Origin of the sequence: Leclercia sp. J807 (assembly GCF_009734465.1) — a bacterium.
Taxonomy (GTDB): domain Bacteria; phylum Pseudomonadota; class Gammaproteobacteria; order Enterobacterales; family Enterobacteriaceae; genus Enterobacter.
Map to the genome: position 1 here is coordinate 2904331 of NZ_CP046446.1, position 13217 is coordinate 2917547.

13 protein-coding genes are annotated in these 13217 nt (G+C 54.7%); 1 reads left to right on the forward strand and 12 read right to left on the reverse strand.

The window, feature by feature from the left end:
• Positions 1–8: 8 nt before the first annotated feature.
• The 8 genes from GNG26_RS13910 to flhD form a co-directional block, all read right to left on the reverse strand.
• Positions 9–512, reverse strand: a complete 504-nt coding sequence (locus tag GNG26_RS13910) for a spore coat U domain-containing protein (RefSeq protein WP_370463897.1) — start codon at positions 510–512, stop codon at positions 9–11.
• A gap of 56 nt (positions 513–568) precedes the next feature.
• Positions 569–1138: a spore coat protein U domain-containing protein gene (locus GNG26_RS13915; RefSeq protein WP_156239165.1), complete on the reverse strand. Its 570-nt coding sequence runs from the start codon at positions 1136–1138 to the stop codon at positions 569–571.
• Between the two features lie 477 nt (positions 1139–1615).
• Positions 1616–2119 (reverse strand): chemotaxis protein CheW, encoded by a 504-nt coding sequence (cheW, locus tag GNG26_RS13920; protein WP_032611989.1) that lies wholly within the window; start codon positions 2117–2119, stop codon positions 1616–1618.
• Between the two features lie 21 nt (positions 2120–2140).
• Positions 2141–4168 carry a chemotaxis protein CheA gene (gene cheA, locus GNG26_RS13925; RefSeq protein WP_103822408.1) on the reverse strand — a complete coding sequence of 676 codons (2028 nt, stop codon included), beginning with the start codon at positions 4166–4168 and terminating at the stop codon, positions 2141–2143.
• Between the two features lie 4 nt (positions 4169–4172).
• Positions 4173–5102, reverse strand: coding sequence for a flagellar motor protein MotB (motB, locus tag GNG26_RS13930; protein WP_103180093.1), 930 nt, complete (start codon positions 5100–5102; stop codon positions 4173–4175).
• A complete protein-coding gene (gene motA / locus GNG26_RS13935; RefSeq protein WP_103180094.1) occupies positions 5099–5986 on the reverse strand; it encodes a flagellar motor stator protein MotA in 888 nt (295 codons plus the stop codon). Before motA ends, motB begins: the two co-directional genes overlap by 4 nt.
• 123 nt (positions 5987–6109) lie before the next feature.
• On the reverse strand, positions 6110–6688 hold the full coding sequence (gene flhC, locus GNG26_RS13940; protein ID WP_103180095.1) for a flagellar transcriptional regulator FlhC: 579 nt from the start codon (positions 6686–6688) through the stop codon (positions 6110–6112).
• 2 nt (positions 6689–6690) lie between these two features.
• On the reverse strand, positions 6691–7041 hold the full coding sequence (gene flhD, locus GNG26_RS13945; protein ID WP_103180096.1) for a flagellar transcriptional regulator FlhD: 351 nt from the start codon (positions 7039–7041) through the stop codon (positions 6691–6693).
• 790 nt (positions 7042–7831) lie between these two features.
• On the opposite strand from flhD, the gene uspC reads away from it, so the two are divergent.
• Positions 7832–8260 carry a universal stress protein UspC gene (gene uspC / locus GNG26_RS13950; protein WP_156239167.1) on the forward strand — a complete coding sequence of 143 codons (429 nt, stop codon included), beginning with the start codon at positions 7832–7834 and terminating at the stop codon, positions 8258–8260.
• Between the two features lie 20 nt (positions 8261–8280).
• Here the strand turns inward: uspC and otsA are convergent, their stop codons facing one another.
• From otsA to araG, 4 genes are all read right to left on the reverse strand, one after another.
• Positions 8281–9705 carry an alpha,alpha-trehalose-phosphate synthase gene (otsA, locus tag GNG26_RS13955; RefSeq protein ID WP_103822410.1) on the reverse strand — a complete coding sequence of 475 codons (1425 nt, stop codon included), beginning with the start codon at positions 9703–9705 and terminating at the stop codon, positions 8281–8283.
• A complete protein-coding gene (gene otsB / locus GNG26_RS13960) occupies positions 9680–10486 on the reverse strand; it encodes a trehalose-phosphatase (protein WP_103180099.1) in 807 nt (268 codons plus the stop codon). Before otsB ends, otsA begins: the two co-directional genes overlap by 26 nt.
• Before the next feature lie 165 nt (positions 10487–10651).
• Positions 10652–11632 (reverse strand): arabinose ABC transporter permease AraH, encoded by a 981-nt coding sequence (gene araH, locus GNG26_RS13965; protein ID WP_103180100.1) that lies wholly within the window; start codon positions 11630–11632, stop codon positions 10652–10654.
• Between the two features lie 14 nt (positions 11633–11646).
• Positions 11647–13161: an L-arabinose ABC transporter ATP-binding protein AraG gene (araG, locus tag GNG26_RS13970; protein WP_103822411.1), complete on the reverse strand. Its 1515-nt coding sequence runs from the start codon at positions 13159–13161 to the stop codon at positions 11647–11649.
• Positions 13162–13217: the final 56 nt, after the last annotated feature.

Here is a 13217-nt window from a genome sequence, read left to right on the forward strand (position 1 = left end):
TCCCTGTATCACCAGGACAAGGTCACGGTGAGTTGATCTGAATAGTTCCCGGCCGGGCTAAAGCCCGTCAGAAGCGCCACGCCAAACAGCGGCAGGGCGATGTTATTGCTATTGGTATAGGTTACGGGTATGGCCTGGTTAACGCCGATTTCGCTGTTTGCCCCCAGCGAACTGCTGCTGTAGAGCCGGTAGGCGACCCGCTGGGTGCCGCCGGCGCGCTGCATATTGCGCACCGAGGCGTAATTCTGCCCGCCGTCGATGCTCATGCTCAGCGCCACCCCCGGCGTGCAGGCGATACTTAGCGAACCATTAGGCACAAAGCTGGTGCTGACCTGGCCGCTCTGCACCCCGCTGTAGCTGCCAAAATTGAGCGCCCCCAGGACCCCGCCGGTGCCGGAGGTCACCGAGCAGCCCGGAGTTATGGTGGCATTCACCTGAAACGACTGGCTGGTCACCGCCCGGGCGCCGGTCGTCGTCAGTATCAGGGCGACCAGGCCAAAAACGGCGTGCAGCCTCCCCTCACTCCGCGGCAGGAGTGATACGGTCACGCGCTTCATCAATCGCGCGGCTAGTAAGTGACGCTGACGTTTATGGTGTCGGTGTAGGTGCCGGGTACCACGGTGACGCTGTTGCCGCCGCCAGTAATACGGCCATAGAGCGTGTAGCTATTAACCCCGCCTGCGGTAGAGGCCACCGGGATCGGCGCGTTATTGGCGATCACGTTGTTAAAGCTGCTGTCGCTGAACAGGCTGTATGCCACACCCTGAGCGGTATTCGCGGTGTTGACCAGATAGCGCGCCGGCGTGCCGGGCGTACCCACAACCGTTCCCGGCGCGGTGGAGTTGGTATTGCCGGTAATGGCGACCGTGTAGCTGTCGGTGGTGCACTGGATGGTAAAGGTATTGCCCCCATTGGCTCCGGTGAGCTGGGTGGTGAGCGTCGAGAAGGTTGCCGGATGGGTACCGAAATCCAGGGTACCGAAGTTAATGCCGTTCTGGTTTGGCGAGCCGTTGATCAGGCAACCGTTGGTCAAGGTCAGGGTTGCGCCAATGGTCCCGCTGCTGGTTACCGCCTGTGCCGGAACTGTCGCCATCGCCGGAGCCGATCCCGCCAATAACACCAAAAGTTTTCTGTTCATTTTCCACCCTCCAGAAAATGTCGCCGTCGTTATCCTCTATTTTTGATAACGCTCAAATTGTTAGCACCCATTACTGTTGTTAATAGGTGGTTAAAATTAATTTAGATTAAGGCACCGCGAACAACCACTTTAGCCAGGCGGCTAAGACAAATGGCGTATTGACACAAAATATCTTTATATAACAATCGGATAAATTTTTAAAACGCCTGAATATTGAGGCCAGGCGGGATAAAAAATAGGAATAATGTGATACAGATCACAATATATCCTCTTGTTTTCATTGGCAATTTTAATGGCGGTTAAATAACAGTTAAGCCAGAGAAACTATTCCCTGAATTTTGGTTATGAATATATTCACAACTTGAATAAATAACAGGAAGAAAATAAGAACTGGTCGGCGCATAGCGGGAGAAATAAATAAGGGGACCAGCATGGTCCCCTTGAAGTGTTGTCCTGGCCGCCGCAGCGGTGATGGCCTCAGGCTACGTGACTTGCCGCCACATCCAGCAGCGCCATCTCATCACTGTTCAGCAGCTTCTCGATATTCACCAGAATCAGCATACGGTCACCGAGCGCCCCCAGACCAGTCAGGTATTCGGTGGACAGCGTAACCGCGAATTCCGGCGCCGGGCGGATCTGCTCGGCGGTCAGGGAGAGGACATCGGAAACCCCATCAACCACAATCCCGACCACGCGCTGGCCCAGATTGAGCACAATCACGACCGTGTTGTCATCATACTCGACGTCGCCCTGGCTGAACTTCACGCGCAGGTCGACGATTGGCACGATAACGCCACGCAGGTTGGTCACGCCTTTGATGAAATCTGGCGTGTTGGCGATGCGGGTCACCTGATCATAGCCACGGATCTCCTGCACCTTCAGAATATCGATACCGTATTCTTCGTCACCTAAGGTGAAAACCAGGAATTCCTGCCCTGATGGCTCGCCGGCCAGCTTGGTTACATTACTCATACCGGTCATTTTTTTACCTTCTTAACTGAATCAGGCGGCTGTGTGCGCCATACGTTGTTCACGATTTAATCCCTGAAGCGCCGAAACATCGACGATCAGCGCCACACTGCCATCGCCGAGGATGGTGGCGGCTGAAATGCCAGGTACTTTGCGGTAGTTGCTCTCGAGGTTCTTCACCACCACCTGATGCTGACCAATCAGCTGATCGACCAGCAGGGCGTAACGGCGGCCTGCGCTTTGCAGGATCACCACAATCCCCTGCGTGGCTTCAGTCTTGGCGCCGTCCACGTCGAACACTTTCCACAGTTCCACCAGCGGCAGGTATTCGCCACGCACTTCCAGCACGCGCTCACCGCCTGCCAGCGGGTGCAGATCTTCTTCACGCGGCTGCAGCGATTCCATCACCGCGTTCAGCGGCAGGATGAACACTTCGTCCGCCACTTTGACCGACATGCCGTCGAGGATCGCCAGCGTCAGCGGCAGCAGAATGCGGATAGTGGTGCCTGAGCCCTGCTTCGACTTGATCTCAACGTGGCCGCCCATCTCCTGGATGTTACGTTTCACCACGTCCATACCCACGCCGCGCCCGGAGACGTCTGTGACCTGCTCCGCGGTGGAGAAGCCCGGGGCGAAGATCAGCATGCCCACCTCTTCGTCGGTCATGTTTTCGCTGACCGCCATCCCCTGCGACATCGCTTTCGCCAGGATACGTTCGCGATTCAGGCCTGCGCCGTCATCGGTCACTTCGATGCAGATGTTCCCGCCCTGGTGTTCCGCAGACAAAATCAGGTTACCGACCGGGGATTTCCCTGCGGCAACACGGTTTTCCGGCAGTTCGATCCCGTGGTCAAGGCTGTTACGCACCAGGTGCGTTAACGGGTCGATAATGCGCTCAATCAGGCTCTTATCCAGCTCGGTGGAGCTGCCCATCAGCGTCAGTTCGATTTGCTTATTGAGCTTGCCCGCCAGGTCGCGCACCAGACGCGGGAAGCGGCTGAAGACATACTCCATCGGCATCATACGGATGGACATCACCGATTCCTGCAGATCGCGGGCGTTACGTTGTAACTGGCCCATGCTGGTGATGAGATCGCCGTGGTTGACCGGGTCAAGCTCGTTGGAGCGCTGGGCCAGCATCGACTGGGTGATCACCAGTTCGCCCACCAGGTTGATCAGCTGATCCACTTTTTCTACAGCGACACGAATACTGGTCGATTCGCTGGAGCGGGCGGCCGGTTTTTCACGCTCGCCGCGATTTGGCGCAGCGGATTCGCCCGGAACGGCTTTCAGCGCTGGCGCGGCAGGGGCCACGGCCGGTACCGCAGGTACAGCCGCGACTTCAGCCACTTCCGCCGTTTCTGCAGCCGGTGCATCGGTCACGGTCTCAAAGTCGATCTGCTCGGGTTCAATGACAAAACAGAGCACGGCGATGACGTCATCTTTGCTGATGCCGCCGTCGAGGTTAGCTGCCAGCGTGTCCTTGCCCTTCACCACGTTGCTCAGGGTGGCGAGATTGCTCAGCTCTTCTTCCAGAAGGTTAACTTCGCTCTCTTTCAGGCCGGACAGCACCACGCGCAGACGGTCGTCAGCGGCAGGCGCGGCCGCCGGGGCGGGCTCAACAACGCTCAGTTTTGCCGGGCTGACGGCAACGGCTGCCGTCTCGCCTTTGGCTTCCAGCGCTAACTGACGCAGCGCGTTGCAGATATATTCAAAGCTGGCAGCGTCCGGCTCTTGCGAGCTTTTGTAGGCATCGAGCTGTTCCTGCATAATGTCTTTCGTTTCCAAAAACAGGTTAATAATGTCGGTATTGAGCTGCATCTCACCGCGTCGGGCCTCATCGAGCAGGTTCTCCATCAGATGGGTGGTTTCCTGCAAAATGGTAAAGCCAAACGTACCGGCGCCTCCTTTAATGGAGTGAGCTGCGCGAAATATGGCGTTGAGCTGCTCTGAATCCGGCGCCTCGGGCACCAGGTCCAGCAGATGTTGCTCCATATCCGCCAACAACTCGTCGGCTTCATCAAAAAACGTCTGGTAAAAATCGCTAATATCCATGCTCACGCTATCACCTCGGATTGGCTGGTGGCGATGTTGGAACGGCAGCCGAAGGCGCAGGGCCTGGCTGTTTTAAATCATCCAGTGACTCATTCTGACTTTCGGCGTTTTCGTGCAGGATGGCCTGCTCTGCCTGTTTGTTGAGCACTAAGAGACTAATACGGCGGTTGATGGCGTCGTCCGGGCCGCGGTCGGTCACGCGCATGGTGGCGGCCATGCCGACGACGCGCAGCACTTTGCCATCGTCCAGCCCGCCGATCACCAGCTCACGACGGGATGCGTTTGCACGATCCGCCGAGAGCTCCCAGTTGCTGTACCCTTTTTCGCCACCGGCGTAAGGGAAGTCATCGGTGTGACCGGAAAGACTGATTCGGTTAGGGATCCCGTTCAGCACTGGCGCAATGGCGCGCAGGATGTCGCGCATATAGGGCTCTACATCGGCGCTGCCGGTTTTAAACATGGGACGGTTCTGGCTGTCGATAATCTGAATGCGCAGCCCTTCCTGAACAAGATCGATTTTCAGGTGCGGACGCAAGGCGCGCAGCTTCGGATCCGCTTCGATCAGCTGGTCCAGATCGCCGCGCAGTTTTTTCAGGCGGCTCTGCTCCATGCGTCTTTTCAGCTCGTCGATGTTCGGCTCGCGCTTCACTTCACCCTGCTTTTGCGTGTAGTCATCTCCACCGCCCGGGATCGGACTGTCGCTGTTGGAGATGCGCGGCCCCCCCGACACCGCCGTCGCCAGCGGGGTACGGAAATACTCTGCGATCTGAATCAGCTCTTTCGGGCTGGAGATTGAGATCAGCCACATCACCAGGAAAAACGCCATCATCGCGGTCATGAAATCGGCGTAGGCGATTTTCCACGAGCCACCATGATGGCCTCCATGCCCTTTATGCTTGCGCTTTTTGACTATGACGATGGGATGGGACTGGTTTTTCATGCGTCCTCAGTGCTCGTCTGCTGGTTTGGGTTCTTCACAGCGCGCACGTGCTCTTCAAGCTCAATAAACGACGGACGCTCGCTGGAGTACAGGGTTTTACGGCCAAACTCTACCGCGATCGGCGGGGCATAACCGTTAAGATTCGAGAGCAGCGTGATTTTGACGCACTGCATCATTTTGGTGGTTTCAGCGCTCTTCTGACGCAATACGGTCGCCAGCGGAGAGATAAATCCGTACGCCAGCAGAATGCCGAGGAAGGTCCCCACCATGGCGTGCGCGATCAAGGCGCCCAGTTCTGCCGCCGGACGATCCGCCGAGGCCAGGGCGTGAACGACCCCCATAACTGCCGCAACGATACCAAACGCAGGCAGGGAGTCCCCCACCATCGCCAGGCTGTTAGCCGGGACTTCAGCTTCGCTTTCATGCGTTTCGATCTCTTCGTCCATCAACGCTTCGATTTCGAAGGTGTTCATGTTGCCGCTGATGATGAGACGCAGATAGTCGACGATGAACTCAAGCATCATCTTATCGGCGATAATGCGCGGGTAGCTGGCAAAGATCTCGCTCTCTTTCGGATTCTCAATATCGCGCTCCAGGGAGAACATTCCCTGTTGACGCGACTTGGCCATCAGGCGATAGAGCAGCGCCAGAAGGTCCATATACATACTTTTGGTGTATTTCGAACGACGGAACAGTAACGGCAACGCTTTTAACGTTCCCTTGATCGCCTTGCCGTTGTTGCCAACGATAAACGCCCCCACCCCTGCACCACCGATAATAATCAGTTCGGCCGGTTGATAGAGTGCCCCAAGGTGCCCGCCGGTCATCATGTAACCGCCGAAAACTGTACCGAGAACTACCAGGTAACCTAATACGATAAGCACGACATCATCCTTCCGCTAGTGACTGTAGCCAGGATGCGCAGGTCGGGGTTTATCCTTCTGCGGGGCAAAAAAAAAGCAGCGGTAATCTCTTACCGCTGCTGGATCCTTGCCCACACGTTCGGGTTAAACAGCCTGTTCGATCTGTTCATCCAGCAGTTGTGGATTACTATCGGCAGCATCCCGGGAAAGTTTACGTCTTTTTACCGCACGAGACGGTGGTTGGCACAAACTGCAGGCGAAGCTGCCTGCGGGCTGATGTGCATGGGTGATAAAGTTGCCGCTGCAGCAGTTGCAGCGGGAGAGTTCCAGCAATCCGCTCTCAACAAAACGCACCAATGTCCATGCGCGGGTCAGGGCCAGCAAAGGGCCTTCTTCAGGCTGCGGGCACTGCTCGAGGTAAAGTTTGTACGCTTTAATGACCGCATCAACGCCGCTGCATAAGCCGGTCTTGAGCAGGTACTGCCAGGCATTACAGAACATGGAAGCATGAATATTCTGCTCCCAGGTCATAAACCAGTCGGTAGAGAATGGCAGCATCCCTTTTGGTGGTGGGCTGCCACGTAATTCTTTGTACAGTTTGATAAGACGACCACGGCTCAGCTGGGTTTCGCTTTCAAGCATTTGCAAACGAGCACCTAGCGTAATCAGTTCCATGGCCAGTTGAATATCACGCGCTTCCTGAACAATGCTCTTCTCACTCATTTTTAAGCCCTTTTCTTACGGGCTACGTCATCAGGCTGGCTGATTTCGTTAAGCAAACGGGTAGAAAGCAGAATGCCGGTGTGAACCTGTTGCAGGTCATCCACGCGGGATTCCTGAGTCAGTTGCGTGACGGTCTGGTGATTATCAAAGCGGAACTGGCAAACCAGTTGGTTTGTTTCGGCCAGTTTCACCATCTGCGGCAACGTTAAACCGCCAAGCGTGGTGGCCATTTCTTCCTGAATGCCCAGACGGAACATTGCGGAGGCTTTATCCTGGCTAATCAAACGTTGTGCAAGCAATAAATATGACAGGTTGATGTCATAAATGTGTTTTAGCAATTCGGATGTGTTCATTTATCCCTTCCCGAATAACACTTTAATTTCTTGTGCGGTCGACCCGCACCCCGTGATGTCGCCGGGAAAACCCCGGTAAAAAAAAGAAAAGGCTAAAACGCATAGTTGAATTAAGTTTTGTATCGATGAATCACGTTAAGAAAAACAAATTTTGTCTCTTACACATTTATCGCTTCTTACAATTAACTAAGACTTTTCCTAATTCGCGGCAACTTTACCCGTCCACTGTAGGACATACAATGCGGCCTCGCCTGAAATTTAAAATAAATGTGATCTACGTCACATAATTTAGGTGAATGTGAACCAAAAACCCATCAGCATCACTTCTAATTTGTCTGTTTTTTAAACAAATAAGACAAAGATATATTCTGTATCGCCGAATATTCATGCAGAAGTATGAAGAAACCAGGCACGTTACTTGCCTGGGGTTGACAAGTAACAAATTTGCAAAACAGCCTCCCATATCTAAGATAGAAACAATATGGTAAGGAATTGAAATTAAAGGATTAATACCAGGGTCAAAACGTAAGTATTTTATTACGTTTATGGCTGAATGGGTGTTGCGAAGAGGTAAATCCCCTTGTTTTTGCAGGGAATATATTTGTATGATTTACGTTAAGATAGCGGCTTTACCCCCCTTATGAGGGTTTAGCGCTATTCATTACATAAGAATATTTAATGAATAATTATGATAAGTATCACATGAATGTCACCTTCACCCCTTGCGAAGGCCAAAAAATCGCGCTAAAGCTGAGGAATAGCTAATGTACAGATACGTCCGGAGGGTACCATGAGTTACTCCCATATCCTTGTTTCTGTTTCAGTTTCCCCCGAAAGCCATCAACTGGTCGCCAAAGCGGTCGCTATCGCCCGACCGACTCAGGCACGCATCACTCTGGTCACCCTTTCCGCCGATCCTGAAATGTACAATCAACTGGCCGCACCGATGCTGGAAGATATTCGTGGCGTTTTTCAGGAGGAAACCCAGCAATTTCTGGATGATCTTATTGCGCGTGCAGAATATCCCATTGCACAAACGCTTTGTGCAACGGGAGAATTAAGCGAGAGGATACTTGATATATGTCACAAACAACGTGTTGACCTGGTGATATGCGGAAATCATAACCACAGCTTTTTTTCACGTGCAGCTTGTTCCGCAAAAACAATCGTTAACAACAGTAAAGTGGATGTGCTGTTAATTCCACTCAGGGCAGTGTAATGCCCTGAGTGGAATATTTATCAGGCGAGTTTAGGGAACGTTGCGACCTTTTTTTGCAGATTGCTCTCCACGCTGCGGGGAGTAATCTGCTTCAGATCCTCAGTGAAGCGCGCCTGCCAGCGGTCTATATCATTTTCGCGGATCACTTTCATCATATCGGCATGGCGTGAAATACGCTCCGTGAGGGGCATATTCAGCGCACGGTGCAGAGCATTGGCAACATCGTCCCGATCATACGGGTTAACGATCAGCGCCGAGGTGAGCTCGTTAGCGGCACCGGCAAACTGCGACAGCACCAGCACGCCCGGGTCGGCCGGATCCTGCGCGGCGACATACTCCTTCGCCACCAGGTTCATCCCGTCACGCAGCGGCGTGACCAGGCCAACATCGGCATAGCGGAACACCTTCATCAGGATTTTGCGCTCAAAATGCTGGTTGAGATAGAACAGCGGCGTCCAGCCTAACTGGCCGTAACGGCCGTTAATGCGACCGGCTTCGTTCTCAAGCTGATGTCGGATGTCCTGATAGGCCTGCACCTCGCCGCGCGAGGTCGGTGCGATTTGGGTATAGCGGATCTTACCGTGGTGCTCAGGATAATTCTCCAGCAGGGTCTCATAGGCCTGAAAACGCTCCGGCAGCCCTTTGGAGTAATCGAGACGCTCAACGGAGAAGATGTTTTTTACGTGCTTCAGCTCCTCTTTCAGCTGCGCCAGCTTAGGCGGCAGCGGCCCGGAAGCCTGCTCGATAATCTCGTCCGGCTCAATACCAATCGGATAGACTTCAGTGCGGAAGCGCTTGCCCCAGGCGGAGTGCGTGTCATCGTCATGTGCCGTCAGGCGCGTTTTGCTGGCCACGCTGTCGAGGAAGGCCAGGCGGTCATTTTCGGTCTGGAAGCCCAGCAGATCGTAATCGCAGAGCTGTTCAAGCAGCTCGTCGCTCGGCGGCAGCGCGTTGAAGATCTCCGGGGTCGGGAACGGAATATGCAGGAAGAAGCCAATCCGGTTGTTGACGCCGCGCTTGCGCAGCTCGCTGGCAAACGGCAGCAGATGATAATCGTGTATCCATAGCACGTCGTCCTGCTGGACTAACGGCAGCAGCTTATCGGCCAGCAGGCTATTGACCCGCGTGTACCCTTCCCAGGCCTCGCGCTTAAACTTTACCAGGTCGAGGCGGTAGTGGAAGGCTGGCCACAGCACGGCATTGGAGAACTGGCTGTAGTACTCATCGTAATTCTGTTCACTGAGATTAAACGAGGCCCAGGTGATATTCCCGCGCGTCACCTTTTTTAGCGGTTTGTCCTCATTACCAATCTCTCCACTCCAGCCAAACCAGAGCCCCCCCGTACTTTTTAACGCCCCCAGCACCCCAACTGCCAGGCCACCTGCGCTGGCTTTTTTATCATCCGGGGGAGCGATGCGATTAGAAACTACGATCAAGCGACCCATAAGGTTTTCTCCTGTTAATTTGCGCTATTTCTTGTTCTTGTTGATGGTTAGCGGCTTTTATTACCCATTGCCAGACATCAGGTACCGTAGCCAACCGCCAGCTGGCTTTGGTCTCACCTGCGCCGACTTTCACTGATACCCCTTTAAGCTGATTCACCACTTCAAAGCCATGCTCATCGGTGAGGTCATCACCAAAGAAAACCGGCGTTCTGCCGAGAAAAGGCGCTTCATGCATAAAGGCTGAGATAGCCTCGCCTTTATGGATCCCTCTCGGTTTGATTTCGACCACACATTTACCTGGCTGGAGTGACAGCTGCGGATTGTCGTGCACGATCTGTTCCGCCAGGGCGAAAATATTCTTCTCATATTCCTGAGCCTGACGGTAGTGGATTGCAAATGCCATCCCTTTGGCTTCAAGTTCGGTGCCAGGCAGATATAAAAGCGCCGTTGTAAGCTGCGCATGCAGCGTCTGGATCAGATCCGGGGGAAGAGAAACGGATTGCGAATGACCATGGATGTCGCGGCGCTCCGCCCCGTGTACACCGGCAAGCGGGAAACGGTAGGGTCTGGCGAGCTGGTCCAGCTCGGCCATTGAACGCCCTGATATCAATGCCAGTGCCCCCTCATTCAGCTGTGCCAGCTGATTCAGCGCCTGTAATACTTCTGCGGGAACAACTACCTCATCGGGGTGTGGCTTGATGGTAGCAAGGGTCCCGTCGAGGTCGAAAAAGTACGCAAAGTTTTCTGATAGTAAAGGCGGTGAAGTTAACGTATCGGCCACCCTGATCCTCCTTACAGTTGGCGAGATGAAAAACGGCAAACATCTCAGTAGCCATGTAAGTATAGACAGTGTGACGGGGCTCGCCATTTGACATCCCCCTTCCCGCTGCGGCTGGGAAGGGGGGCTACACTTAAAAGTTAAGTCGGGAGGGGGTGGAAAAAAGGGTTAAACGGTGCGCTTTGCTTTTTGCTTGTAACGGTCGAAAATCACCGCTGCAAGCAGGATCAGGCCACGTACCACATACTGCGAGAACGGGGAGATGTTCAGCAGATTCATGGCGTTCTCAACCGTGCCAAGAATCAGTATCCCGGCCACCACATATGAGATTTTTCCGATGCCGCCCTTCAGCGATACGCCACCTAAAACGCAGGCTGAGATGACGATCAGCTCATAGCCGATAGAGGTCATTGGCTGGCCGCTGGTCATACGTGAAGCCAGAATAATCCCCGCCGCCGCCGACACCAGACCGGAAAGCACGAAGATGATGATCTTGGTCCGTACTACCGGCACACCCGCCAGACGCGCCGCCTCTTCATTACCACCAATCGCCAGAGTATTACGGCCAAAGGTGGTTCTGTTCAGCAGGAAACCAAAAATGATCAGGCAACCGACCGTGAGCCAGATAGGCGCTGGCAGACCGAGCCAGTTGGCGTAGCCGAGGGTAAAGAAGCGCTCATCTTCAATCCCCACCGCTTTACCGTCAGAGATGATGTAGGCCAGCCCACGCACAATCTGCATGGTGGCGAGCGTGGTGATCAGGGCGTTGATTTTCAGGCGCGCAATCACGAAGCCGTTTACCAGCCCGCTGAGCACACCGAGCAGCAACCCGGCCGCCACGCCAATCCACAGGCTTTCGGTCATGTTAATGACCACTGCGGTGGTTACCCCGGCACAGGCGATAACCGAGGCGACCGACAGGTCGAAGTCGCCGGATGCCAGACAGAACAGCATCCCGCAGGCCACCATGCCCGACATGGAGATGGCAAGGCCCAGCCCTTTCATGTTAATGAAGGTGGCGAAATTAGGCACAAAGATGGCGCAGCCGAGGAACAGTACGGCAAACACGACCAGCATGCCGTATTGATCCCAGATCCGCCCAAAGCTGAAGGCCGATTTCGGCGCTCCGGATGTAGTGACAGAGGACATCTTATTCTCCTTACTCAGGCGACAGCCTGACTGACTTTAGGCATGGCGAGGCTTAACGCCTGCTGTTCATTCGCCTGTTCATGTAGCAATTCACCGGCAATGGCTCCTTCACGCATCACCACGATACGGTCTGCCACACCCAGTACTTCCGGCAGATCGCTGGAGGCGAAGAGCACCGCCACGCCACGTTTTGCCAGGGCATAAATGACGTTATAGATTTCGTGCTTGGCGCCCACATCGATACCACGCGTCGGTTCATCCAGCAGGATCACCTTCATCTCTTCCGACAGCCAGCGGCCCAGAATGGCCTTTTGCTGGTTGCCACCGGAGAGATTCATAATCAGCTGTTCCGCGCCCGGGGTTTTGATGTTGAGCGATCGAATGTGGTGATCGGCATTACTGACCTCCCACGTGTCGTTAATCAGGCATCCGGCACGAATGGTTTTCCGGCGGGCCGAGATATTGATGTTATCCCGCACCGAGTGCACCGGGATGATCCCTTCGGCTTTGCGGTCTTCCGGGCAGAGCATCATCCCTGCGCGAATGGCATGGGCTGGTTTCTGAATATCGACAGGCTGGCCGTCGATAAACACCTGACCGCCGGTGATGCGGGTGCCGCCAAACAGTCCTTTCATCAACTCGCTGCGCCCTGCCCCTACCAGTCCGAACAGGCCAACGATTTCACCGCTGCGCACCGTCAGGCTTACCGGGGTGCGTACGCCCGGGGCTTTAACCTCTTCGAGGCGCAGCAGTTCGCCGCCATACTGGCGCGGTTCCCAGTGATAGATATCACCCAGTTCGCGCCCTACCATCGCCTGCACCAGCAGGTCGTGGTTGACCTGCTGCATGTCGCTGAAGGTGCGGACATAGCGACCATCTTTAAACACGGTAATAGCGTCGCTGAGGGCGAAGATCTCTTCCATACGGTGCGATACGTACAGAATGATGCGCCCCTCTTTGCGCAGCTCGCGGATCACCCGGAACAGGTTCTCGATTTCACGTGCCGACAAGGAGCTGGTGGGTTCGTCAAAGGCGATAATTTTGGCATTGCGCGCCAGCGCCTTGGCAATCTCCACCATCTGCCACTGGCCGATGGAGAGATACTTGAGCGGGGTCTGGGGATCAATATCCAGCCCAAGGTGCTTAAGCTGTAATCCGGCCTCATAGTTGAGCAGCGAACGGTTAACGAAACCGCCCTTATGCGGAAGCTGCCCAAGATAGATGTTCTCCGCCACGGTCATCTCCGGCACCAGATGCAGTTCCTGGTAGATGATGGCGACACCGGCATTCAGCGCGGCGGTGGTGTCCGCGAAGGCGACCTCTTTGCCTTGGATGGCGAGCGTGCCTGTCGTGGGGGTGTAGTTACCGCTGAGGATCTTCAACAGCGTGGATTTTCCGGCGCCGTTCTCACCCATCAGGGCATGAACCTGACCCGCATAGCAGTCAAAGCTGATGTCGGTCAGCGCATTGACACCGGGAAAGGTTTTGCCGATGCCGCGAAAAGAGAGATACGGTTCAGACTGTTGCATAACGTCTCCGAGGATCGAGTAGTGAACGTCTGGCCCCCCGATGCTACGGGGGGCGC

Excerpts from the sequence above, each read along its gene's own strand:
- GNG26_RS13915 (WP_156239165.1), bottom strand. The coding sequence starts at position 1,138 with ATGAACAGAAAACTTTTGGTGTTATTGGCGGGATCGGCTCCGGCGATG.
- cheW (WP_032611989.1), bottom strand. The coding sequence starts at position 2,119 with ATGACCGGTATGAGTAATGTAACCAAGCTGGCCGGCGAGCCATCAGGG.
- motB (WP_103180093.1), bottom strand. The coding sequence starts at position 5,102 with ATGAAAAACCAGTCCCATCCCATCGTCATAGTCAAAAAGCGCAAGCAT.
- flhC (WP_103180095.1), bottom strand. The coding sequence starts at position 6,688 with ATGAGTGAGAAGAGCATTGTTCAGGAAGCGCGTGATATTCAACTGGCC.
- flhD (WP_103180096.1), bottom strand. The coding sequence starts at position 7,041 with ATGAACACATCCGAATTGCTAAAACACATTTATGACATCAACCTGTCA.
- uspC (WP_156239167.1), top strand. The coding sequence starts at position 7,832 with ATGAGTTACTCCCATATCCTTGTTTCTGTTTCAGTTTCCCCCGAAAGC.
- otsA (WP_103822410.1), bottom strand. The coding sequence starts at position 9,705 with ATGGGTCGCTTGATCGTAGTTTCTAATCGCATCGCTCCCCCGGATGAT.
- araH (WP_103180100.1), bottom strand. The coding sequence starts at position 11,632 with ATGTCCTCTGTCACTACATCCGGAGCGCCGAAATCGGCCTTCAGCTTT.
- araG (WP_103822411.1), bottom strand. The coding sequence starts at position 13,161 with ATGCAACAGTCTGAACCGTATCTCTCTTTTCGCGGCATCGGCAAAACC.